Here is a 24,071-nt window from a genome sequence, read left to right on the forward strand (position 1 = left end):
ATCCTTGGATTTTTCCTTCTATTAAGAAGGAGATCAAGAAAATCCAAGGATAACAGCGATCGTAAGAACGATTCGTAACCGGAACGGCTGATGCAATGAACGTGGATATTTTTTGAAATGTGCGCCAGTGAAACGTGTGAATAAAACCATTTTACAAGTCAGGAGTATCGCGATGAAGAAATCAGTAATCTACTGGCTATTGCTGCCGGGATTCGTATTTTTGGCGGCATTTATGATCATTCCGATTGTCCTGACGATCGGGTCGACGTTTTTCCAGGAAAACTCCTTCACGTTTGAAGGATACATGCATTTTTTCAGAGACCCATACTTTTTGAAAATATTGCTTACGACGCTGCAAGTCAGCGTGGTCACCACCATCGTCTGTGTGGTGCTCGGATTCCCGACAGCTTATTATATTTCGCAGAAAGCGCCACGCCGCAAAGGCATTTTGCTGGCACTGGCGATCTTCCCGCTGCTGACGAGCCCGGTCGTGCGCTCGTTTAGCTGGATGATTATCCTTGGACGCAAAGGGCTGATCAATAACACCCTTGTTGGCCTGGGTATCGTGGACAAGCCGCTGGACATTTTGTACACGCCCGCAGCGATGATGATCGGTCTAACGCATTTGTTCCTGCCACTGATGATTATCTCTCTGGTCGGTGTACTTGAGAATATTGACGGTGACCTGCTCAAAGCAGCACAAAGTCTGGGCGCATCGCGCATTACGGCGTTCCGCCGGGTTGTGTTCCCACTGGCTGTGCCAGGACTTGTGATCGGAGCCGTGCTTGTCTTTGTCGGAAGCCTGACGGCGTATACGACACCTGCCCTCCTAGGAGGCAAGCAGCGCGTGATTGCTACGTTCCTGTATCAGAACGCCATGACCCTCAACGACTGGTATCTGGCCTCGGTTGTTGCCGCGATTATGATTGTAATTACATTTGTCGTGGTCGGTGTCATGAACAAAATGGCCAAAACTTTAAATCCGAAGGGGTAGACATATGCGGGAGAAACATATCGGGCTGGGCCTGTTCAGTCTGCTGGTCTTTATCTTTCTGCTGGGCCCGCTTCTGATCATATCGGTCACTTCGTTTGAACCGGGAACGGTACTCAAATTTCCGCCGGAAGGGTTCTCCTTCCGCTGGTATGAGAATATTTTCAACACAGGCGGTTTCCTCCGCACGTTCCAGACGTCCATCATCATTTCCTTGCTGGGGAACCTGTTGGCACTGGTGCTCGGAGTACCGGCTGCGTATGCACTCAGTCGTTACGATTTCAAAGGCAAGTCTGTGCTGAACGCACTGTTCCTGTCCCCGGTACTGATTCCGGGAATCGTGCTTGGTTTTACATTAATGAAATATCTGATCGTCATCTACCATCTGCCAATGTATCTCGGATTGTTGATCGGTCATACGATTATCATGCTTCCATTCATCATTCGGGTTATCGCATCGAGTCTGTCGAGCTTTGATTTTGCAGTAGAAGAAGCAGCGCTGAGTCTTGGTGCGGGACGGGTAAGAACGTTCTTCACGATCGTGCTTCCCAACATCCGATCAGGAATTATCGCGGCGGTGCTGATTGCCTTCCTGGAGTCGTTCAACAACGTGGACATCTCGGTGTTCATGACCGGACCAGGGGTAAGTACATTGCCAATTCAGATGCTGACCTATGTCGAGAATTACTTTGACCCGACGATTGCAGCCATTTCCGTGCTGTTGATGGTACTGACCGGACTCTTAATGTTCGTGATTGAACGGATCATGGGCGGATTTTCATACTTTACTAAACGTTAATTGGAGGCGCAGAACGCTATGGCATTGCTGACATTAGACCACGTATCCGTGGCATACGATAAGCAGACAATCCTGAAGGATTTTCAGTTGGATCTGGAAAAAGGTAAGCTGCTCTCCCTGCTCGGACCGAGCGGTTGCGGCAAAACAACTACGCTGCGCCTCATCGCCGGATTCCTGGAAGCATCGCAGGGCAAGTTTATGTTCGGCGGCAAGGATTATACGAAGGTTCCGGCGAACAAGCGGAACTTCGGATTTGTATTTCAGAGTTATGCATTATTCCCGCATCTGTCTGTCTTTGACAACGTGGCCTTTGGCCTGCGGATGCGCAAGGTAAAAGACAAGGATATCTCTTCCCGTGTAATGCGAATCCTTGAGGTGGTTAACCTGAATGGATTTGAGAAACGTTTTCCACAAGAACTGTCGGGTGGACAGCGTCAGCGTGTGGCGATTGCCCGCGCATTGGTCATCGAGCCTGATCTGCTCTTGTTCGACGAACCGCTCAGTAATCTGGATGCGAACCTGCGACTCAATATGCGGGTGGAGATTCGCCGGATTCAGCAAGAGCTGGGTATCACAACGCTGTATGTTTCTCATGACCAGGAAGAATGCTTCTCGATCTCGGATCAGGTCGCGATTATGAACAAAGGCGTGGTCGAGCAGCTCGACCGCCCGGAAACGATTTTCAAATATCCGGCAACGGAGTTTGTCGCACGATTCATCGGATTCCATAATTTTATTGAATTCGCGGATCGCACCGATGCAGGTGAATTAATCACACTGAGCGCAGGTGGACGCACATTTACAGCAACAGCACATCCCGGAACAGCCCGTCCCGGTGCACGTAAAGGCGCGATTCGGCCGGATGATCTGATTGTTAGTGGAGATACCTCTGCGGATGTGGTTAACGCCTTGCCCGGGATTATCAAAGTCAGCACCTATCTGGGACGCAGCTATCAGTATGTGGTTGAGACGGAACTGGGTGACTTTACAGCCAATCAGGAGATGGAAACACCGTACCTTAGTGGACAGCGTGTTAACCTGATTTTCCCGCAAGATAAGCTTGTGCTGGTAGAGTAGTCGTGAATGTAGGGAGTAGCTTTACGAAATAAGAGCAGCAAAGAAGGCATTTCATGCGATGTTCCGGACAATGACAGTGGTGCGCAATCATGTGCAGTATAGCAGATTAAAGTACAGGTTTGTCCGGTTCGGATCGCGTTGAATGCTTGTGAAGAAGGAGATTATGCCCCATGCGTGCAGATCAACTAATTGTGAATGTACATGTGTATAACAGTTATTATAAACGGTTTGAGATGAATAACGTCGCTGTGCTCGACGGCAGATTCTTATACGTTGGACCCGGTGGACCGGAGATGATTCAGGCAGACGAAGTCATTGATGCACGAGGAAGATACATGATTCCTGGCTTGATCGATATCCATCTGCATATTGAAAGTACGATGGTGACACCGGAAACCTTTTCCCATGGTCTGATTGGTTGTGGTGTAACGTCCATTGTCGCAGAACCGCATGAGATGGCGAATGTGTTTGGGCTTGAAGGGGTGCAGGAGATGATGGCCGCAAGTCGGGAGACGACGGTGGACATGTTCTATGCGATCCCAAGTTCTGTCCCGGCAACCCCGATGGAGACAACAGGCGGTTCGATTGAGATCGAAGATATGGATGTGCTGCTTGCCACCGGCGAGATCATCTGTCTGGGCGAGATCATGAATTACGTCGATGTTATCCGTGATCCGGAGTGCAAGACGAACCAGATTTTACAGCATATCCGCAAAAACTACCCCGATCTCGTGATCGAAGGACATACACCGAAACTGCTTGGACTCGATCTGCATCGACTGATCTACGCAGGTATTGATTCTGATCATACTCATCAGAGCATTGAGGGATTGCAGGCGCGGATTGCAGCAGGCATGTTCATTGAAATTCAGGAGAAATCGATGACGCCTGAGGTCATGGAGTATCTGCTTCAACATGATGTGGCACAGCATTTCTGCTTCGTAACGGATGATGTGATGCCGGATTCACTGGTGGAGCGTGGTCATCTGGACCACATCGTACGCAAGGCAATTCAGATGGGGATGCGTCCGGAAGATGCGATCTACGCAGCAACGGTTACTCCCGCTTCCCGCATGAAAATGACCGACCGTGGCAGCGTTGCCCCAGGCAAAGTGGCCGACTACGTGTTGCTGTCCAACCTAAAGGAACTGTCGATTGATCAGGTGTACAAAAACGGCCGCAAAGCTTATGACGATTACGAACCGTATAAGCAGGAACGGACAACCGGTCAGTTTCCACCTCACTTCTATAAGAGTGTACAGTTGGAGAAGCTGGGCGCAGCAGACTTTGCAATTCGCTTGTCAGACCCGAAAGTCAGTGGATCAGGTGTTGATCTTGCCAGTGAAGGTGAATATCAATGCCGTGTCATGATGGTCAAGGATGGTTCTACTTTTGTGGAGGAGCATATTGCACCGATTCAGTCTTCGGATGGCGAATTGCGCTGGGAAGAAAGTGGATATGCACAAATCGCAACCTTTGAACGATATGGCGTGAACGGCAATCATGCACATGGTCTGATCGGTGGAGACACCATCAAGCGTGGCGCCATTGCAACGACATATTCACATGACAATCACAACCTGCTGGTTGTAGGACGGAATCGTGAAGATATGATATTGGCAGCTAACACCGTAATTTCGAGCCAGGGTGGCTTCTGTGTGGTGGAAGACGGCAAGGTACTGTCCCATCTGGAACTTCCCGTAGGTGGCATTCTGACGGAAGAACCACTTGCAGTGGTGTCCCATCAAGTGAAGGAACTGCGCGCAGCTATGCTGTCTCTTGGTTATGTACATTACAACCCGATCATGTCGTTAAGTACTCACTCCCTTGCCGTAAGTCCAGCGCTTAAGATTACGGACCATGGACTGATTGATGTGAATGCAGGTAAGGTTGTATCATTAATTGTATAAGTGAGTGGATAGACACATCTGGTGGTCTTCTTCCGATGATTCACTAGATGATTCGTTGTTATATTGACTGTGTGTTCCATAAGAAAAAGAAGCCCCAGTTCACTCAGGTGAGCCAGGGCTTCTTTTTCACGGATTCATATTCGTATTATCATGTTCTTGTAATTATATTAAATACGAACCCTGCTTATTTTAATTTCTCTGGATTCTTCACCTTAATGGAGACCACTTCTCCGCAGTCCAAACACACGGTATATACTCTTTCTGAACCAATCGACAATTTCTTATCCAATGGACGAAGATTGATGAAGTCGGATGCCTGTACGAAGGACGTGCCTCCACAATCGGTGCATTTCTCTATTGTAGTACTCATATGTTCATTCCACCTTTTAATCATTTTGGATGTGATCCTTAATAAATTATATTCCAGTAACTGGGATGTGGCAATCATGGATTGTCCACGTTTACCAAAACCCTTTTGGACGAGGCGTAGGATCACATATATAGTAATAAGAAGAGAATGTTTGAGACAGGAGCAGGAGGATCGGTTACAACTATGAATATAAAAAATGATGTCAAAACCATATTTTTCGACGTTGATGATACTTTATATGATCACTTACAGCCGCTTCGCGGGGCGTTGCAGGATGTTCTCGGCCTGTTGGATGATTTCCCTTTTGCTGATGCCTATCACCGTTTTCGTTATTACAGTGACTGGCTGTCTGCACAAGAAGATCTGTCTGCTGTACCGGAGCCGGATGCAGTGGAGCGAATGCGTCGTCGGAGGTTTGAGATGACGATGGAGGAGTTTGGACTCCATCTACAACCGGGACAGGCTGAAGAACTGCAAGCCCAGTATCTAAGCAGACAGTTCGAGATTGTGCCTTTTGAAGGAGCGTATGAGCTAATCAGAAGGCTTCAGGCAGAAGGCCACACGGTCGGTCTCATCACCAATGGAGAAGGAGAGCATCAGCGGCGCAAGCTTGAAGCACTGGATGTGCTCAGCCTCGTGGACGAGCATCTGGTCTTCATTTCCGGTACGACTGGTTATGCAAAGCCGGATCGCAGGTTGTTTGACTATGTGAGCAAGCAGACCGAGACAGATGCTCGTTCCAGCTATTACATTGGAGACTCGTGGCGTAATGATGTGGTAGGTGCAGTTGATGCGGGATGGACAGTTATCTGGTTCAATCATCGGGAGGCGTTGCCGGAATCCGATCATCAGCCCCATTTTGTAGCATCAAGCTATGAGGAGATCAGTAGTATTCTGACTTTTGAGATTGTTCGAGTTTAAGGAGATCAATGTTTAAAGGAGCAGTCCTGTTACCTTTTTAGGTGCAGGTCTGCTTTTTAGTGTTAAAGGAGAACTCCATTTTTTAAGCCGTTATACCTTCTACAAAGGCAGCAATAATGCGGTGTCTAACTCTTCACTTTCAATTACAATGGCCATGAGTCCAGTTTCTGTTTTGGTTTCGTGCCATTCATGTGTATCCCAGAGTACCGCTTCGCCACAATGAACTTTGATGTATTCATTCGCTTCGCCTCTAACCCAGCCTTCTCCATTTACGATCAAAAGGAGTTGTGGAACGACAGCTTGGTGATAACCCACTACTCCGCCCTCAGCCAAGTGCATACATCCGATATGAGCTGCTTTGTCGGTCTGCGTAATACGTGACATGACGAAATTAGAATCAAATTTGGTAATCTTCTTCCCGGACTCTTGTTTAAATTGAAATATCCTCATGTTTACCTCCGCAATAGTGATAAAGTTAACTTCCTACAATGGCAACGATCCTTATGATGGGTATCATCCTACTCCAAAAAAAATGGAAACCCAATCAGATGAGTCTATCATAGCCCCAATCATTGAGGAATAGTTTGCATGCAATCATCATTCTTCTAATTGCATGTACCAACGATTCCATGAAGCTGCACTTCATGGAATCTTCATTTACAAGACAGTGCAAAAGCCTTCCCAAATCGCATATGCAGTGCTATAATTAAAACAAGATTTAGATTAAGTCTAAATTAAAATGATGAATCAAAGCAACGCCATAACAATCATTTAAATTCTATTTTTATATTCGAGAGGGGATAAATTCCATGAGCACAATCCAAACTAGAAACAATACTTTTGCTAACCATGCCACAGCACTTCAAGATGTCCTGAACCGTCAGATCGCAGGCTGGTCTGTGCTGTACACGAAACTGCATAACTTCCACTGGTATGTCCAAGGACCTCATTTCTTCACACTGCATGCCAAATTCGAAGAGTTGTACAACATGGCTACGGCGAATATGGACGAAGTTGCAGAACGTTTGCTGGCTATTGGTGGACGTCCGGTGGCTACGATGGCTGAACAACTGCGTCTGTCTCCCATTGAAGAGGCACAAGGCCTGTTGTCTGCTGAGCGTATGGTAGAGTCGGTGGTTGCTGATCTGCGTACAATGGTAGAAGTGATTCATCAAGGCATTCACGAAGTGGGGGAAGCAGAAGATAACGCAACAGAAGATATGCTGATCGGATTCACCGCTGCGTTGGATAAAGAGGTCTGGATGTTAAACGCATTTCTGGGCAAATAAGCATGGTTACCCTTCATCCTGACAACGATATGTAGAGTCCGTGAACAAAGTGTCCGTTCGCTTACAAATCCGGTATGCTTGCCGTATAATGATGGCATCCAAGATGTACAGAATGGTGGAATGAATGATGCGGTCAGACCTGGAACAATTGCAGGAAGAAGCTGAACGGTTTGTATATACATGTTATGAAGAGCTGGGCCATTCGCGTGAAGACGCGCAGGCCCGGCTTGTTGGCGTTATGGACGAGATCGAAGTGACGGGTACCTATGTACATACCACAGAGGAATTGGAGCAAGGTTGCAAAATGGCCTGGCGGAACAGCAACCGCTGCATCGGGCGACTGTTCTGGGATAAATTGCGGATCGTGGATGCCCGTCATGCCGATACGGCAGGAACGGCAGCGGATGCTGTGTTGAATCATATTCATGTGGCATCCAACGGTGGTAAAGTGATCCCGATGATCACTATTCTTCCACCAGATGGACCGAAGGGAGCCCCGGTACGCCTCTGGAATCATCAGCTTATTCGTTATGCAGGATATGAGACAGAGCAAGGCATTATTGGAGATCCTGCTTCCGTGGAGCTGACCAAAGTTGCCATGTCCCTTGGCTGGCAAGGAGCAGGTGGCTCTTATGATGTGTTACCGATCATTATACAGGCACAAGGACAAGCGCCAGAGTGGTATGTTATACCCGAAGAAGAGATTGTGGAAGTGATGCTCGAGCACCCGGAGCAGAAGGAGATTGCAGAGCTGGGTATGCGCTGGTATGGTGTGCCGATGATCGCCGATATGCGTCTGGAGATTGGCGGTATATCCTACCCGGCAGCGCCGTTCAATGGTTGGTATATGGGTACCGAGATCGGTGCCCGTAATCTGGCGGACACGTTCCGATATAACAAGCTGCCTGCTGTGGCGGCAGCCTTGGGGTTGAATACGTCAAGTGAAACGACATTGTGGAAGGATCGGGCGTTGGTGGAGTTGAATGTCGCTGTGCTGCATTCGTTTAAGAAAGCAGGCGTGAGCATTGTGGATCACCACACGGCAGCAGCGCAATTTGCGATGTTTGAACAGCGGGAAGAGAAGGCTGGGCGTGCGCTGACCGGGGATTGGGTGTGGCTGATTCCGCCAGTGTCCCCGGCGACAACGCATATTTTCCACAGCTCGTATCGCAATGAGATTGTGAAGCCGAACTTTTTCCATCAGGATCAGGCGTATACGCTGAAAGATGGCGTGGCATCTGCCGTAGAACTGCGAAGCAGTGAGCAGCAGAATGCAAAGGTAGAGCATCCCCAGCCACAGGCCGGGGATGCACCAATGAAATGCCCGTTTGCACATTAATTTGTGCAGGCGGGTTATTTTTTGTATTCCTTTTTTCAAACGCAGGGTTACCCCTCTTTCAATCGGTACCGACTGCGCATCACACCCTGAACGGCAATGGCTACCGCAATCAGTAGCAGATTGAACACAAACACGGAATACAGCGAACCAACCTCCATCAGCAGTGCTGCAACCAATGGGGATACGATGGAGCCGATTTCAGCAGCAGAGACAATTTTGCCTATGACGGAGCTTCGACTCTCGTCGGGGATGTGATCACCGATATGGGCAAAGAACGAATCCATGTAACATGCTCCGCCAACCCCACCAATCAGCATGCCAACGTAGACCCATAGATGGGAGGACGTGCTTAGAAATACACAAACTTCGATTCCAATCAGGAACATGCCGAGCATACAAAGCAACAGACGATCGCCTAACCGATCAGAGAGATAACCAACAAAGGGGGCAGCAGCAAGCGTAGAGATCCCGGATACGGTGAAGGCGAGACTGGTTGCAAAGGGGTCCCAATGCATGATGTGAGCTGCATACAGTGCAAAATAGGTGAGGAATACCGCATAGGCGCTCATCTCCAGAAAATGTACTGTACTGTAGCCGAGAAGCTGTTGACGCTGGGTAAGCTCTGTAGTTGGGCTAATCGTTTTTGAGCCGGAAGCTTGATTGGATTGGGAGATACCCGTACCTTGCGTATGCAGTGCATCGGATGTTGTTGAAGGTAGAGGAGGTGCCGCCGTCTTCATCCCCATCGCAGCGACTACAGCCATCAGACAACATAATGTAACAAGCAGAAAAGGCACCGACAATGGCCAGTGCAGTGCGAGCCAGCCACTAATCACTGGACCGAGAACCATGCCGCCACCTTCACTGCTGCTGATATACCCATTGTACAGGCCGCGGTTGTCTACATTACCCCCATCCCCGATGATGGAACGCACGACCACGGTAAGCCCGGTGGAAGCGAGCCCTTGCAGCAGTCGGAGCAGGCCGAACAACACCGCAGCAGAAGACAGAGCGAAGCCACCCATGCAGACAGCGAGTAGTAACAGCATGAGGATGAGCGCGCGTTTACCCCCGAGTTTCTTATAAATTGCCGCAGCAGGAATACCACCAATCACTTTCCCCACATAGAAAAGTGCAAAAATAACCCCCATCATCCAGCCGGACAGGCCAAATTCCTCAATAAACAAAGGAAACAGAGGCAGGATCATGAATCCGCCCATCTGACTTAGGAAACAGATCGTCATCAGCAAGGGCAGGTTACGACGAATATCCAAGAGCCAAGACTCCTTTCACACATAAAATGGAATCCCAAACGTGCTTCATTTCCCAAAGGAATGCGTAGATATCGACATATACCCGTAATGTATGCAGGATTTTTGAGAATAAGAAGAAAATGACACGCGGTGTTTACATCAAAACCATTGCGGTTATACCTGAATCATATATAATAGATGGGTTATCTATAAGGATACATGAACGAAAGTGTACAGATTAAAGAGGTACCTCAAGTATAAGGGGGCGATGTGAAGCATGTCAGAACAACAACCGATTATCCGCTTCGAAGCAGTGACTCAGCAATACGATCAGGATGAAGCCGTATTGAAGGCAGTCAGCTTTGAGATTGAGCGGGGTAAATTTTATACGCTTCTTGGCCCATCGGGCTGCGGGAAAACAACGATATTGCGGCTGATTGCCGGTTTTGCGGAGCCGACACAGGGCAGTATCTATTTTAACGGTGCGCTTATTAACCGGGTACCTGCCCATCAGCGGCAGGTGAATACCGTATTTCAGGATTATGCGTTATTTCCACATTTGAATGTATTTGAGAACGTAGCTTTTGGTTTGCGGATCAAAAAGATGAAAACGGCTGAGATTCGCAGCAAAGTGTTGGAAGCCCTCAAGTTCGTCAATCTGTCCGGTTATGAGAACCGTGAAATTGGTGAAATGTCCGGTGGACAACGGCAACGTGTCGCGATTGCACGCGCAATTGTGAACGAACCGGAGATTCTGTTGCTGGACGAGCCTTTATCCGCACTCGATCTGAAGCTGCGCACCGAGATGCAGTATGAATTGCGGGAGCTGCAACAGCGACTGGGTATTACGTTTATCTTTGTTACACATGATCAGGAAGAGGCCTTGGCAATGTCGGATGAGATCTTTGTCCTGAATGGTGGCGTGATTCAACAGAGCGGTACACCGAATGATATCTATGATGAGCCGATTAACCGCTTTGTGGCGGACTTTATCGGGGAATCGAACATTGTATCAGGCAAAATGAAGCAGGACTTCGTGGTGGAATTCGCTGGCGCACAGCATGAGTGTGTCGATCAGGGTCTCCAGCCGGATGAGCCCGTAGAGATTGTCATTCGTCCAGAGGATCTGGAGATTACAACCGAAGAACAGGGCAAGCTGAAGGTCAATGTGGACTCCCAGTTATTCCGTGGAGTGCATTACGAGATATCCACATATGATGATGCGGGCAATGAGTGGCTTGTGCATTCAACGAAGAAAGCCGTTGTAGGCGCACGGATTGGACTCTATTTTGATCCGGAAGCTGTACACGTCATGCGCTTTAACGAGACCGAGGAAGAGTTCGACAAACGACTCGAAGCTTATCAAGAGGCCGCTCATGCAGACTAAGGCCAGCACACGCAATGCGTATCTGATTCCATATGTATTATGGATGGTGTTGTTCGTTGTGGCGCCGGTTCTGCTGGTCATCTATTATTCATTCTTCGATGTGGAGGGTAACTTCACGTTTGGCAACTACGCCCGGTTCTTCACGCCGGTGTACTTGCAGATGACGCTCAGTTCGTTCTGGTATGCATTTCTGATTACGGCGTTCTCGCTGCTGATCTCGTATCCAACAGCGTATATGCTGACCCGGACGAAGCACAAGCAGCTGTGGTTGCTGCTGATCATTCTGCCAAGCTGGATCAATCTCTTGTTAAAAGCGTACGCCTTCATCGGCCTGTTTGGAACGTACGGTCTGACCAACTCCCTGCTCGAAGTGGTGGGTATTGGCACACAGCAGATTTTGTTCACCGACTTCAGTTTTATCTTTGTCTCGGTGTATATCTTCATTCCATTCATGATTCTGCCGATCTTCAATGCGCTGGAAGAGATGAATCCATCGTTGATCTACGCGGCGCGTGATCTGGGAGCCTCATCGTGGCTGACATTCCGCAGGGTGATCTTTCCGCTGACGATTAGCGGTGTAAAATCAGGATGTCAGGCTGTATTTATTCCTGCGCTCTCCCTGTTCATGATTACCCGCCTTATTGCAGGAAACCGTGTAATTACGCTGGGAACAGCGATTGAACAGCATTTTCTCGTCACCCAGGACTGGGGGATGGGTTCAACGATTGCCGTCTTTTTGATTATTGCGATGGCGATTATTATGTTCCTGACCGGATCAGGCAAGAAGGAGGTGCGTAATGGGAAGAAACGGAAAGCTGTCTAACGTCTATCTGGCCGTTGTATTCGCCATTCTGTACGCACCGATTGCGTATCTGATCTTCTATTCCTTCAACAGCGGCGGTCACATGCGCAGCTTCGAAGGATTCACGCTTGAATGGTACAGAGAGGTGTTCGCCGATACCCGGTTGCTCATCATTGTGCTGAATACATTTATCATTGCACTCCTGTCATCAGCGATCTCAACGATCCTTGGTGTAGCAGGAGCACTGGCGATCTACCATGTGCGTCGCAAACGGACCAAGAATACGCTGCTGTCACTCAACAACGTGCTGATCGTGAGTCCCGATGTCATCATTGGTGCGTCATTCCTGATTCTGTTCACCATGATTGGCATCAAACTGGGCTTCACCTCGGTTCTGCTATCTCATATCGCATTCAGCGTACCCATTGTCGTGATTATGGTACTGCCTAAGCTGCAAGAGATGAGTCCAACACTGATGGATGCAGCGCGTGATCTGGGTGCTGGATCATGGCAGATTCTGACGCGTGTAGTGCTGCCATACGTGAAACCCGGTATTTTTGCCGGATTCTTCATGGCCTTGACGTACTCGCTTGATGATTTTGCAGTAACATTCTTTGTCACAGGTAATGGGTACTCCACGCTCTCGGTAGAGATATACTCCAGAGCACGGCAGGGTGTTTCCTTGTCCATCAATGCGTTGTCTACCCTGTTATTCCTGCTGACAGTTCTGCTGGTGGTCGGGTATTATTTCATTAATCGCCGTGCAACACGGATACCACCCGGAGGAAAGGGGCTGCGTCCATGAAGCAACTGGTACGGACATTTGCGCTTGTGTTTGTGGCTGCCTTTGCCTTGATGATCCTGGCTTCCTATCTGAACAAGAGTCAGGGGTATTCTGGCGGCAACACACTGACCATCTATAACTGGGGTGATTATATCGACCCCGATCTGCTCAAGGAGTTTGAGAACGAGACAGGTATTAAGGTGATCTATCAGACGTTTGATTCCAATGAAGCGATGCTGACCAAGATCGAACAGGGCGGCACGACGTTTGATGTGGCGATTCCTTCGGAATATGCGATTAGCAAAATGAAAGAAGAAGACCTGCTTGTTCCGCTCGATCATAGCAAATTAACCCACCTGGGCAACATTGATCCGCGATTCATGGACTTGTCCTTTGATGAAGGCAACAAGTACTCCATCCCGTATTTCTGGGGCACGGTGGGGATTGTATACAATCCTGAACTGGTGGATGGGTTGACGTTTGATAGCTGGAATGACTTGTGGGACCCCCGTTTGAAAAATCAAATCCTGCTCCTCGATGGCGCACGTGAAGTTATTGGGATGGGATTGAACAGTCTCGGGTACTCCCTGAACGATACCAACGAAGATCATCTGCAAGAAGCGCTGAAGAAGCTGTCTACATTGACACCGAACGTCAGAGCAATTGTGGGTGACGAGATCAAGATGCTGCTTGCGAACGAGGAAGCGGCAGTTGGACTTGTATGGTCCGGGGATGCGTCAGAGATTATGGATGAGAACGACAAGCTGGATTACATGGTGCCGGAAGAAGGCTCAAACCTCTGGTTTGATAACATGGTTATTCCGAAGACGGCGACTAATATTGAAGGGGCGCACCAGTTTATCAACTTCATGCTGGACCCGGATCATGCTGCTCGCAATGCGGAGTATGTCGGGTATTCCACACCGAACGCTGAGGCCCTTAAGCTGCTGCCAGAGGACATCTCGGAGGATGAGCGTTTCTATCCAGACGAGACACTGACAGGCAAGCTGGAGGTCTACGATAATCTGGGCAAAAAAATGCTCTCGCATTATAACGACCTGTTCCTGGAGTTTAAAATGCATAGTAAATAACCGCCAATAGCGCGTACACAGTTCGTTAAATTTTGAAAAAAGAAAAAGGGTTGTTGCCCGTCATTTCATTTGAATGACGAGCAGCAACCCTTTTTTTATTATCTACTTCAGAGCAATAGCGCTTGAAGTGCCATATAAGATGAGCATTTAAGATCAAACGTTAACGGAGGGGACAGAAAAAACTGAGAAGCGAAGCGCTCGCCTTTATCCCTGGATTTTCCCATTGCTAGATGGGATTCCAAAAAATCCGGGGATAACAGCGAGCCGAAGTTGTTCTGTCACCGCAGTGGCTTAGTTGATCCCACCTACTTATCTTATATGAATGCCACTACATGCGCTTTTTGCGACCTACCATGATCCATGCCCCACCCATAATCAGCATAATCGCCACGAAAGGCTGGATAAAGCTCAAGCTGCTTAGCATCGTGCCAATCGACATCACGGCGAAGAACAGCAATGATATAACGGTTAGAATGTTGATGGGGATCAGCAACCATTTGTTCCGACCGCCGAACCAGTACAATTCAAACAAACCAACAGCCACAGCCAGGATAAAGCCCGGCCACATTGTACCCCAGTTGTTAAACAGCATAGCGATCTGACAGACTATACCCACAGTGAGTAACAATCCACCGGGAACCAGCAGTCCAACTCCTCTGCCAATCATGGAGAAGTAGAGCCAATGGAAGAACAGTCCGAGTGGAATTACGAATAGCGTGGGCCAGAAGGTCGCAAAGATCGTACCCGGACCGAGTGAACCTCCCTGGTTCAGAATCAGGTACACGCCCAGCAAAATGAGAACAGGCGCAAGGATCGTACGTTTAGCCATAATATCTCTCCTTCTCAATACAAGATCAAATCCGAACGGTGTATGTAGAACAATGACTTTCGTTATTCACAGCATACCATGAATTGGAAAAGTTAATCCTCCGTCTTTGGAGTTAAAGTGAACCTAGACCAAAGTCTAGGGAAGCATGTAAGGGCAACGACCTCTTCGTAGATGAGTGTATAATTGAACATACTAAAAACCCACTCCATTGAAGAGTGGGTTCTGTCATTCTTTTTATCCAAAGCAAAGCTCGTTACTTCACCACATCCGAATGTTTCTTGCCCCAGCTGTTCACGCCGTCATCCTCAATGATGGAGATGGCTGCATCGGCGATGTCGGGGTTCGTCATCAGTTTCTCCTGAATACGGAACTTGATGTCATCCGCATCCGCCAGGCTGAGTCCTTTGGTTAACTCAATCAGACCTTCCACATGATAATAACGGCCTTCCTGGATGATCCGCATCATCTGAATATCGGCAACATGTGTGTCTGCCAGAATGGTTTGGGACACTTTGTCCTCAATGTCCTGGGGAGCCGCTACCCCGATTAATCCAATCATATTATCATAACCGACACGGAAGGCTACAGCGATCATCAGACATCCAATAATCGTCGTCACGATACCATCAAGCAATGCAAAATTGGTCAGGGCAATAACCACGACAGAGATTAACGCGAGTGTGGCACCCAGTACAGCGACAACATCTTCGTAGAATACGAGACGGGTTGGTGGCGCAGCACGGCCTACATTTTTGATGGCAGCAGGGACCAGAGCCAATCCGGCGGCTTTGGGTGCACGTGCTTCTTTTAGAATTTCCTTCATGGCTTTGATCAGAATGGCTCCATCAATCAGAATGTTCAAGATGAGCACACCGATGTTAATCCAGAGTCCCCCGGAATGGCCGGCAGGATGCTGCAACAGATGGATACCTTCATGGATCGTTTCATACGCCATAATGGTAACAACAATAACGGCGATCATGCAGAAAATGTTGATGACCCGTCCGAATCCGGTCGGGAAGCGGCGTGTAGGTTTTTTCTCGGACAACACACTTCCGACAAAGACAAACCCTTGGTTAATGGCATCGGCCAACGAGTGCATCGCCGAAGCGAACATGGCGCCACTGCCACTGAATAGGAATGCTCCCCCTTTGCACACCGCAAGAACCGCATTTCCTGCCATCGCTACGGCGGAGGATGTGTTTCCTTTTTTGACGAGAGACATAAAGCTCTCAGACTTTGGTTGTTCAGCCACTTCGTATGTTCCTCCCAGATCAATGTATTAGGTGTAGAAAAGGCAGTCTTATCTAACAGCATGTGCATTTCCACTAAATGTTATTATAACCGTTTTGACATATCCCAGCATTATGCAAAAAAGGTCATATCATCATAGCGGTCTCAGTATTCAATGGCATCCAATGCACGTAAGTTACGGTTGGACTGTTCCAAAAGCTCCGTAAACGTTCCAGTTACGTAATACACAAAATCCGGATCATGCACGTACATGATAATCTGCCCATAAGTTCCTTGGTCTGTCGGATCAAAGTCGAACATTAGATACAATGACCCGCCTCCCAAATTGCCAAACGTAACCCATTTTTTCTGAAAAAGGTAGGGTTTGATTCGGGGATCGAGCTCACGGATCTCTTCTTCGGTAAAATAATCATCCATGCGGTTCTCTACCAGTGTGGAATGCTCCTTTTGAATCTTTTCCAGGGATAACAGGTAGAATGGCTCGGATTCCTGTCCATTCTCAAGGCTTGGGTACAAGACGTGAAAGCCATAACCGCTCCCATTTTTACGTTTATAAAACGCACGAAAATCAGCAGGCAATCGAATACCTTGTTCAAGCTCAAACGCATCAAGCTGCTCATCCGTCACGCCTTCAAACTGGCGATATTCGTTAAGCAACTCCCGATTTTCCTCATCCTGTACCTTCTCCTCCAGCAACATATCCAGTTCATCCATCAATTCATATATACGCTGTTCTGACATGCCAGTCCCTCCGTATGAGCTTATTCAGATAATATGGTGAAATATGTGAGCCAACCGTGCCTGATTTCACCTCATATTATAGTTATAATCCGTAAAAGCACACAAGAAACCGGAGTCCTTGCTTACATACTACAATGGTCTCATTATTCAAAGGCGGTTGTTGCATAATCTACACACCTGGTCTCATTCCCATTCCATTATGTACAACCATCATGAAAGTCGCGCCTAACAACAAATAAAGCGTGACATACAGGGGCAATCCCTGTAAATCACGCTTACTTATTTATCAACTATATAAATGAAACTAGATTTTTACATCGTCCTCTTTAATCAAACTTCCAACAGGACAAGCTCAGGTTACCATACTGATAGGCTTTGAACAGGAGGGATGCCTGCTTATTCTGATCTCCTGCACCCATGGCGAGCAAGAGTGGTACAAAATGCTCCGGCGTAGGCACGGCGGCTTGTGCTGAAGGTGCCAGTGTATCATAGGAGAAGAGAGACTCTGTATCCCAACTCACCAGCTTGTCATGCAACCAGTTATCGAACTCGGATGCCCACGGATCAACGCCGTTACTTTCCCAGTTCAATCGACGCAGGTTGTGAACGGTTCCGCCGCTGCCAATGACGAGAATGTCTTGCTCACGCAAGGAAGCGAGCGCCTGTCCAACCTGGTATTGCTGCTCACCTGTCAGATAGCGATTAACAGACAAGGCGACTACGGGAATATCCGCATCCGGGTAGAGCAAGCGCAGAACCACCCAGGCGCCGTGGTCCAGGCCACGAACATCATCCGTTTGTACCGGAATCCCGGCTTCTGCCAATAAACGCTCTACTTCGGCAGTGGTTTCTGCCTGTCCTTGAGCGGGATATTTAATCTGATACAGCTCAGGCTGGAAACCGCCAAAATCGTAAATGGTCTCGTAATTGGCTACCGAGGATACAAGCTGAGTTGTGGATTCCCAGTGAGCAGAGAACAATACGATGGCTTTGGGTTTCGGTAGTTCATGTCCAAGTTTCTGTAAAAATTCGGTGTACGCATTCTCCTCCAGTGCCAGTGATGGGGCGCCGTGAGCAATAAACAGGGATGGCATCATTATGAGTTCAGTCCTTTCAGATCTTCGTTCAGGTCTTCGGTAGTCAGATTCGCATCCTTCCGAAGCCATTGTTGGAATCGTTGATATAGATCGGGAGTCACCTGATGCCCACCGTTGTAAGGAACATATGTGACGTGATCGGTGTGTTGACGGAAGAAATCGGCGTTATCTTCGCCCAGTTGCAGCGGGAATAGATGATCCTGATCTCCATGCGAGATGAACACAGACAGCTCTGAGTCGGGTTGCAGCTTGTACTCGTCTTTCACAAATTGCGGGATGTATCCGCTCATCGCTACAATGCCTTTGATCGCATCCCCCATCACCAGCGATAGGGTCATCGCCATAATGGCACCCTGGCTGAATCCGGCGATATAACGCCGCGTGGGATCAATAGCATATTTGGCAGACAGATCAACAATCAATTGTTGTAGTCCCAGCACGGAGGCATCATACAATTCACGGATGGGATTGCCAATGCTTTTAATCTGAAAATAAGCATAACCACTACACTGAACGATAGGTCCACGAATGGCGATAATAATAAAATCAGACTGCAGGGGCTCCATTAAACGAAGCATATCCTGCTCATCCGATCCCATGCCATGTAAGGCGAAGATTACAGGATAACGTTGTTCTGAATTGTATTGAGACGGTAACCGAACTTCATGTATATAGGGAGAATTCATTGAAAACACCACCTGATGAGGAATGAGTTAGATATATATTTTTGATAATAAATTTCACAAATATGAAATAATTATTCTTATTTATGAACAAAATTTATCATGCTTTCATTGTAGGGTCAATACTTTTTTTGTATGATGAATATATGTTGAGACACGTGCCGGATAGATAACCAGTAGAAGCCAAGCGTACGCCTGGTGTCTTATATAGATCAATAAAAGGGGAGGGACGCCATATGGATATTGGCTTGGCGATTCGTACGATCCGCAAGCAGAAACAGATTACGATCATGCAGATGTGTGAGGGAACCGGGTTGTCCAAAGGTTTTATCAGCAACGTGGAGAACAACAAAACGTCACCTTCCATTGCTACGCTTGAAAGTATTGCCGATTATCTGGAAGTGCCGCTTCCCTATTTGCTGCTGACACCGGAGCAACGGATGAACGTGGTACGCAAGAACGAGCGTAAGGAGACGACAGCCGGAAGTGGACAGATCAAGGTGCAGCAGCTTACGGCCAAAGGCGCCATGCGCATGTCCATTGTAGAATTGCCCCCAGGCGCATCGACAGGGGTTAGCAAACATGCCGGGGAGGAAAGCCATCTGGTGTTACAGGGCAAGATTCGTGCGGAGCAATGCGAAGATGTGGAATTTCTTGAAGTGGGGGATTCGTTTACCTGGAATGCGATTGTGCCCCATGAAGTTTCCAATATCGGTGAGGAGCCTGCCGTGGTGCTCATTGCAGTGTCCAAGGAATTGGGTCTGGATCATTTGTAGAATAAAAAAAGGACGACTCCCAAGTCATGAACATGCGACATGCATACATGTATAATGGGAGACGTCCTTTTTCATATTTCTAACGAAATGAGCGAGCCTTATACGATGATTCTAAGCAGACATTGAGATTCGTTAGAAAGGTCAGAAGCATTCTGTCTATTGTGGATTGGTTGTCCAGATGCCTGCGGCTTTAACGAAGACACGATCGGACAGCTTGAGCGTTGCGAGTGCAAGTTCAGCTACATCTTCCGCTTGCATCATGCGATCTTCGTCGCCAATTTTCAGTCCGGCGTTAGTCGCAAGCTCCGTATTGACTGTGCTTGGTGTCAGCGCCGTTACACGAATGTTCGACTTGCGCACTTCCTGCATCAGGGATTCGGTCATGCCAAGTAGCGCAAACTTGGATGCACAGTATGCTGAACCTGTAGCGAATCCGCGCTCACCTGCAGTGGAAGCAATATTGATGATGCTGCCGCTGCTTTCCTTGATCATGCTTGGAAGGACAGCGCGTGTAACGTAATATGTACCCATAACGTTAACATGCAGAATGCGTTCCCACTCTTCTGGCTCCATATCCAGCAGGGTGCCGAAGCTTGCGATACCTGCATTATTAATCAGAATATCCACTGCACCGAGTTCCATCTCAATGGCTGCTACAGCGGCTTCCGCCTGTGTGCGATCCGAGATATCTGCTACGGCGCTGGTTACTTTTACACCATATTCTTGACTAAGAGATTGCTGAAGAGCCTGAAGATCCGAAGCGGTACGTGCGATAAGTCCAAGGTGCACACCTTCTTTGGCAAGTGCCGCAGCGATGGCACGGCCAATACCTTTTCCGGCCCCTGTGATGATAGCTGTTTTATTTTTTAGTTCCATATGGGTAATTCCTCCTTAGAATTGGACTGGCATTTGATTATACTATATTACCCACAGTTCGGAAATTTGCTTCATCACTATTTGGTAATCTCGATGCTGCCAGAAGAGGTCCGGGCTTTGATTACTTCCCGGCTTACCATTGGCGATTCAGGTACATCTACATCTCCAGAAGTAGCCTTGGCATCATAGATTCCATCAAAATCAGGTGCAGCTTGAATGAAAATATCGCCTGATGTTCCAGATGCACTGATCGGGGCAGAATGGGACTGTTCAATATGAATGCTGCCCGAAGTGAATTGAACATCGGCTGCACCGTTTAACGCAGTAATCTCAATATCACCTGATTGAATCTTACTAGTTACATGACCAGCTACCTGATCGGCTGTCAAGCTCCCGGATGTCTGTTTCACGGTCATGTCTCCATTAATCAGGGAAGCGTTAATGTCACCTGAAGTGAGAGAAAGTTCAATAGTAGGTACCTTGATGTTCTCCAGACGTATGGAACCTGAGGTGTTATTCAGCTCAAGCTGATTTGCAGTCAGGTCCGTCAGGTTCCAGTCACTTGAAGAAGAGTCCAGCTTAACCTCATTTAATTGGTGTCCTTCAGGCAGAGCCACGGTTATTGTGGAGTCTCGATCATTCCAGTACAGGGTGAAGAATTGCAATCGGTCACGTTCTGTCTGGGATAGTTGGAATGTGCCGTTGGATATCGTGGCTTGTTCGAAGCTTTTGACTACGGTAGGGTCCCATTTGCCATCCACTTCGATATAACCGTTTGAATCCGGACTTATCACAAAATCAATATCTGCACTGAAATTGGCGTTCATGATAATATTCTGCAATTCATTCGCTTTGAAGTCCCACCGTTTGGAATAGTTCTCCCGTTTATCTCCGAACTGAACGCCATAGATGGATGTTCCGAGTAAACCAATACCGATACATATGACGGCTAAAGCAAGCCATTTCTTGGTACTCATGCGGATACATCTCCTTTCATCATGTTTTTATTCCATTTAATGTATTGAAGTGTGATGATTTTGAATGCTCTAAAAACGTACTTCGATGCAAGGGCAAACAAAATGCCGACACCGAATGCGCCAATCGCCACGAAAATCTCCGCCTTATCGAGTTGACCCAAGAAAACGAAGTCCACAACCGCTGCGACAGGTGCAAGTATCAATAAGGACAAGCTGGCAACCGTAAGCCACACTGACCACAGGGTTAGACCGAGAGGGATGCCAAGGATGAGATTCAGGAATATCAGGCCGATGGCTGTGAAGAAGTTGCGAGTAGCTTTGGTGCTGTTTCGGGGTGACCGCATTTCCTGATACGTCGGTGCATAGAAGGCATCTGAACCCGGTGTGTGCGCGTCGTATCGATCACCGAGTGCTTCCTTGGCGATTTCTTCAGGCTGTCCGAGTTCCCGAGCAATCTCTTCCTCTTGTCTGCCTTCACTTAATCCAAGTTCGAAATGTTGATCATAGTCGGCGAGCAACTCAGCCCGTTCGAATGGGTCCATCGGCCGGAGATGAACTTCCATGGCTTTCATAAATTGTTGTCTATTCATTAGGGGTTCCTTCCTCAATCAGATTTGCGACATTGCGCACAAATTCATTCCACTCTGTTGTCAGTGCCGTCATGTATTCAAGACCTGTATCGGACAGTCGATAATACTTGCGCGGCGGTCCTTCAGTTGACTCCTGCAAGTAGGTGGTGCAGTACCCGTCATTAACAAGACGTCTAAGCAAGGGATACAGCGCACCTTCAGCAACTTCAATATGTTTGGAGACCGCCTGAGCCAGTTCGTAGCCATACCGATCCTGGCGGTTAATTAATACCAGGACGCACAGCTCCAATACTCCTTTTTTGAACTGGATGTTCACATTCACACAGGTTCCTCCTTCGTAGCTTCATTTATCGCTAGTGTGTATTGTTCAGTAGTAGTGGATTCATCATAGCATTCAGTACTGTTTATTGCAAGGTAGTGATTTTAAAATAGTTCCGTATCATGATTTACCATCTATAACGTTTGTTTGGGATTGATGCGCAACCAAAACAGTTTATTTAGCTTTCATTCAGCATACGTAAAAACCGGATCGGTTGCTTCCGTCTGGAGGCGGATTCCGATCCGGTCTGAGAGATGAACTTTTTTGTATCTGCGATTTACAAAGCACAATCCATACACTTAGATTACTCTTGTGCGTCGAGAACTTTAAGGTCTTCTACAGCAGGACCTTCAATTACATGGCCTGCATAATCGAAGCGGGAACCGTGGCATGGGCAATCCCATGAACGCTCGCCTTTGTTCCATTCGACTTCGCACCCCAGATGAGTACAGGTGGTATCCACCAAAAACAGCTTTCCGCTGGTGTCTTTGTAGGCACCAGCCCGTTTGCCATTATGACGAACGACAGCTCCTTCGTCTTCGCCAATATCGCTAACATTTTTATGCACGATACCTACTTTACCGGAGATTAATTCTTTGGCTACATTCACGTTTTCCACAATAAAGTGCTTCATGCCAGGATCGGCCTTGAATCTTGCCGGATCGAATACAGCGGCATGGGGGTTATCACGTCCAGTGATGCGATCCGCAAGAATGTGTCCTGCCATCGTGCCAGTTGTCATCCCCCATTTGGCAAACCCGGTCGCCACATAGACACGTTCATGTCTTCCGGTAATGGGGCCAATGTAAGGCACCTTGTCGATGGAGATCAGATCCTGGGCTGACCAGCGAAAGGGAATGTTGCGGATACCAAATGTTTCTGCTGCGAACTGCTCCAGACGTTCATAATGACCGAAGGTACAGATGCCTTGTCCGGTTTTATGATTTTCACCGCCGAAGAGAATAAGTTCTTTCCCATTATGAAGGACTGAGCGCAGAGAGCGGTACGGTGTATCGTCCGAAATATACATGCCGCCAGCATAGGATTTCTCCGGCTCGACTAATACGGCGTAGGATCGTTCGGCGTGTAACCGTGTGAAATAAAATCCGGGATCATAGACGGGAAAATGAGAAGCTACGACAACATGCTCCGCTGTTACAGATGGCCCATCGCCATAGGTTCGCACATGCAGTGAAGCATCTTCCTCCACTTCCGTAACCGTCGTATGCTCATAGATCTGTACCCCGTGCTTCACAGCAGAATCCAGCAAGTGGTGCAGATAGGCCAGCGGATCAAAGCGTGCCTGACCCGGCATGCGAATACCTGCCCGGGCGGGCAGAGGAATAGGCAGTGGGTCTACCCATTCGCCAGGGATATTGAGTTTGCCATAAGCGGTCAGTTCGATCTCCAGTTTTTTGATGTTTTCCTCTGATTGAATGTAGACGTAGGCATCCTCCTCTGCCCACTGGCAGTCAATCTGTTGTTCCTTCACCAGATTGCGCATCCATTTGGAGGCTTCGGCATTGCCTTCATAATACATCCGGGCCTGTTCTTGTCCGAAGTGATGCATAATTTCATCAAATATGACCCCGTGCTGTGCAGATACTTTGGCCGTGGTATGACCGGTCGTGCCATCCAGTACTTTTCCAGCCTCCAGTACGACCACACGCATACCTGTCTGTGCCAGCAGATAAGCGGTTGTAATCCCTGCAATACCGGCACCGATAATCGCTACATCGGCGGTGATATCTTCGGTCAGTTTTGGATAGGCATCGAATTCATGCGTAGCACGCCACAATGATTCGGGGACGGGGGGCAGACCCGTCTTGGATTGCTGAGTATCGCTCATTGTTCTTCCTCCTTGTTTATCTACATTTGGTTGATTCGCTTATCGTTCAGTGCACATCGTTGTACTC

Annotated in this window: 25 protein-coding genes; 12 read left to right on the top strand and 13 right to left on the bottom strand. The window is 48.0% G+C overall.

Annotation, left to right across the window (positions count from 1 at the left end):
* The first annotated feature begins 172 nt into the window (after window positions 1-172).
* The 4 genes from ACTHPG_RS19940 to ACTHPG_RS19955 all read left to right on the top strand — a co-directional run bounded on the left by ACTHPG_RS19940 (window position 173) and on the right by ACTHPG_RS19955 (window position 4,777).
* Window positions 173-994: an ABC transporter permease gene (locus ACTHPG_RS19940; RefSeq protein ID WP_036612869.1), complete on the top strand. Its 822-nt coding sequence runs from the start codon at window positions 173-175 to the stop codon at window positions 992-994.
* 4 nt (window positions 995-998) lie between these two features.
* Entirely contained in the window at window positions 999-1,790 is a 792-nt protein-coding gene (locus tag ACTHPG_RS19945) for an ABC transporter permease (RefSeq protein WP_017691790.1), read from the top strand.
* Window positions 1,791-1,808: 18 nt separating this feature from the next.
* Window positions 1,809-2,867, top strand: a complete 1,059-nt coding sequence (locus ACTHPG_RS19950; RefSeq protein ID WP_440391193.1) for an ABC transporter ATP-binding protein — start codon at window positions 1,809-1,811, stop codon at window positions 2,865-2,867.
* Window positions 2,868-3,037: 170 nt separating this feature from the next.
* The gene (locus tag ACTHPG_RS19955) at window positions 3,038-4,777 is read left to right on the top strand and encodes an adenine deaminase (protein WP_440391194.1); all 1,740 of its coding nucleotides are present in this window, start codon (window positions 3,038-3,040) and stop codon (window positions 4,775-4,777) included.
* Window positions 4,778-4,961: 184 nt separating this feature from the next.
* On the opposite strand, the gene ACTHPG_RS19960 is transcribed toward ACTHPG_RS19955, so the two are convergent.
* Entirely contained in the window at window positions 4,962-5,147 is a 186-nt protein-coding gene (locus tag ACTHPG_RS19960; protein WP_091013261.1) for a hypothetical protein, read from the bottom strand.
* A 183-nt stretch (window positions 5,148-5,330) separates the two neighbouring features.
* On the opposite strand from ACTHPG_RS19960, the gene ACTHPG_RS19965 reads away from it, so the two are divergent.
* The gene (locus ACTHPG_RS19965; RefSeq protein ID WP_440391195.1) at window positions 5,331-6,068 is read left to right on the top strand and encodes an HAD family hydrolase; all 738 of its coding nucleotides are present in this window, start codon (window positions 5,331-5,333) and stop codon (window positions 6,066-6,068) included.
* A 99-nt stretch (window positions 6,069-6,167) separates the two neighbouring features.
* Here ACTHPG_RS19965 and ACTHPG_RS19970 read toward each other — a convergent pair whose 3' ends face one another.
* Window positions 6,168-6,518, bottom strand: coding sequence for a cupin (locus tag ACTHPG_RS19970; RefSeq protein WP_440391196.1), 351 nt, complete (start codon window positions 6,516-6,518; stop codon window positions 6,168-6,170).
* A gap of 359 nt (window positions 6,519-6,877) precedes the next feature.
* Here ACTHPG_RS19970 and ACTHPG_RS19975 point away from each other — a divergent pair, with 359 nt between their 5' ends.
* Window positions 6,878-7,357 (top strand): Dps family protein, encoded by a 480-nt coding sequence (locus tag ACTHPG_RS19975; protein ID WP_440391197.1) that lies wholly within the window; start codon window positions 6,878-6,880, stop codon window positions 7,355-7,357.
* Window positions 7,358-7,484: 127 nt separating this feature from the next.
* Window positions 7,485-8,696: a nitric oxide synthase oxygenase gene (locus ACTHPG_RS19980; RefSeq protein WP_440391419.1), complete on the top strand. Its 1,212-nt coding sequence runs from the start codon at window positions 7,485-7,487 to the stop codon at window positions 8,694-8,696.
* Window positions 8,697-8,743: 47 nt separating this feature from the next.
* Here ACTHPG_RS19980 and ACTHPG_RS19985 read toward each other — a convergent pair whose 3' ends face one another.
* Entirely contained in the window at window positions 8,744-9,970 is a 1,227-nt protein-coding gene (locus tag ACTHPG_RS19985) for an MFS transporter (protein WP_440391198.1), read from the bottom strand.
* Between the two features lie 256 nt (window positions 9,971-10,226).
* On the opposite strand from ACTHPG_RS19985, the gene ACTHPG_RS19990 reads away from it, so the two are divergent.
* The 4 genes from ACTHPG_RS19990 to ACTHPG_RS20005 are packed head-to-tail and all read left to right on the top strand — an operon-like array spanning window position 10,227 to window position 14,013.
* Window positions 10,227-11,336: an ABC transporter ATP-binding protein gene (locus tag ACTHPG_RS19990; RefSeq protein ID WP_062836830.1), complete on the top strand. Its 1,110-nt coding sequence runs from the start codon at window positions 10,227-10,229 to the stop codon at window positions 11,334-11,336.
* Window positions 11,326-12,159 (top strand): ABC transporter permease, encoded by an 834-nt coding sequence (locus ACTHPG_RS19995; RefSeq protein WP_017691799.1) that lies wholly within the window; start codon window positions 11,326-11,328, stop codon window positions 12,157-12,159. The genes ACTHPG_RS19990 and ACTHPG_RS19995 overlap by 11 nt, the downstream gene beginning before the upstream one ends.
* A complete protein-coding gene (locus ACTHPG_RS20000) occupies window positions 12,134-12,943 on the top strand; it encodes an ABC transporter permease (protein ID WP_062836831.1) in 810 nt (269 codons plus the stop codon). The genes ACTHPG_RS19995 and ACTHPG_RS20000 overlap by 26 nt, the downstream gene beginning before the upstream one ends.
* A complete protein-coding gene (locus ACTHPG_RS20005; RefSeq protein ID WP_440391199.1) occupies window positions 12,940-14,013 on the top strand; it encodes an ABC transporter substrate-binding protein in 1,074 nt (357 codons plus the stop codon). The genes ACTHPG_RS20000 and ACTHPG_RS20005 overlap by 4 nt, the downstream gene beginning before the upstream one ends.
* A gap of 328 nt (window positions 14,014-14,341) precedes the next feature.
* Here ACTHPG_RS20005 and ACTHPG_RS20010 read toward each other — a convergent pair whose 3' ends face one another.
* The 5 genes from ACTHPG_RS20010 to ACTHPG_RS20030 form a co-directional block, all read right to left on the bottom strand.
* The gene (locus tag ACTHPG_RS20010; RefSeq protein WP_440391200.1) at window positions 14,342-14,842 is read right to left on the bottom strand and encodes a hypothetical protein; all 501 of its coding nucleotides are present in this window, start codon (window positions 14,840-14,842) and stop codon (window positions 14,342-14,344) included.
* 253 nt (window positions 14,843-15,095) lie between these two features.
* A complete protein-coding gene (locus ACTHPG_RS20015) occupies window positions 15,096-16,097 on the bottom strand; it encodes a cation diffusion facilitator family transporter (protein WP_440391201.1) in 1,002 nt (333 codons plus the stop codon).
* Between the two features lie 143 nt (window positions 16,098-16,240).
* The gene (locus ACTHPG_RS20020) at window positions 16,241-16,837 is read right to left on the bottom strand and encodes an SMI1/KNR4 family protein (protein WP_440391202.1); all 597 of its coding nucleotides are present in this window, start codon (window positions 16,835-16,837) and stop codon (window positions 16,241-16,243) included.
* Between the two features lie 326 nt (window positions 16,838-17,163).
* A complete protein-coding gene (locus ACTHPG_RS20025) occupies window positions 17,164-17,934 on the bottom strand; it encodes a DODA-type extradiol aromatic ring-opening family dioxygenase (protein ID WP_440391203.1) in 771 nt (256 codons plus the stop codon).
* Entirely contained in the window at window positions 17,934-18,620 is a 687-nt protein-coding gene (locus tag ACTHPG_RS20030; protein WP_440391204.1) for an alpha/beta hydrolase, read from the bottom strand. Before ACTHPG_RS20030 ends, ACTHPG_RS20025 begins: the two co-directional genes overlap by 1 nt.
* Window positions 18,621-18,853: 233 nt before the next feature.
* Here ACTHPG_RS20030 and ACTHPG_RS20035 point away from each other — a divergent pair, with 233 nt between their 5' ends.
* Entirely contained in the window at window positions 18,854-19,393 is a 540-nt protein-coding gene (locus tag ACTHPG_RS20035) for a helix-turn-helix domain-containing protein (RefSeq protein ID WP_440391205.1), read from the top strand.
* Between the two features lie 156 nt (window positions 19,394-19,549).
* On the opposite strand, the gene ACTHPG_RS20040 is transcribed toward ACTHPG_RS20035, so the two are convergent.
* From ACTHPG_RS20040 to ACTHPG_RS20060, 5 genes are all read right to left on the bottom strand, one after another.
* Window positions 19,550-20,269, bottom strand: coding sequence for a 3-ketoacyl-ACP reductase (locus ACTHPG_RS20040; protein ID WP_440391206.1), 720 nt, complete (start codon window positions 20,267-20,269; stop codon window positions 19,550-19,552).
* Window positions 20,270-20,346: 77 nt separating this feature from the next.
* Window positions 20,347-21,246, bottom strand: coding sequence for a DUF4097 family beta strand repeat-containing protein (locus tag ACTHPG_RS20045; protein WP_440391207.1), 900 nt, complete (start codon window positions 21,244-21,246; stop codon window positions 20,347-20,349).
* Window positions 21,243-21,836, bottom strand: coding sequence for an HAAS signaling domain-containing protein (locus ACTHPG_RS20050; RefSeq protein WP_440391208.1), 594 nt, complete (start codon window positions 21,834-21,836; stop codon window positions 21,243-21,245). Before ACTHPG_RS20050 ends, ACTHPG_RS20045 begins: the two co-directional genes overlap by 4 nt.
* Window positions 21,829-22,158, bottom strand: coding sequence for a PadR family transcriptional regulator (locus ACTHPG_RS20055; protein ID WP_440391209.1), 330 nt, complete (start codon window positions 22,156-22,158; stop codon window positions 21,829-21,831). Before ACTHPG_RS20055 ends, ACTHPG_RS20050 begins: the two co-directional genes overlap by 8 nt.
* A gap of 301 nt (window positions 22,159-22,459) precedes the next feature.
* Complete coding sequence (locus ACTHPG_RS20060; protein ID WP_440391210.1) at window positions 22,460-24,004, bottom strand: FAD-dependent oxidoreductase; 1,545 nt, start codon at window positions 24,002-24,004, stop codon at window positions 22,460-22,462.
* Window positions 24,005-24,071: the final 67 nt, after the last annotated feature.

Source organism: Paenibacillus sp. SAF-068 (assembly GCF_051967555.1).
GTDB lineage: Bacteria > Bacillota > Bacilli > Paenibacillales > Paenibacillaceae > Paenibacillus.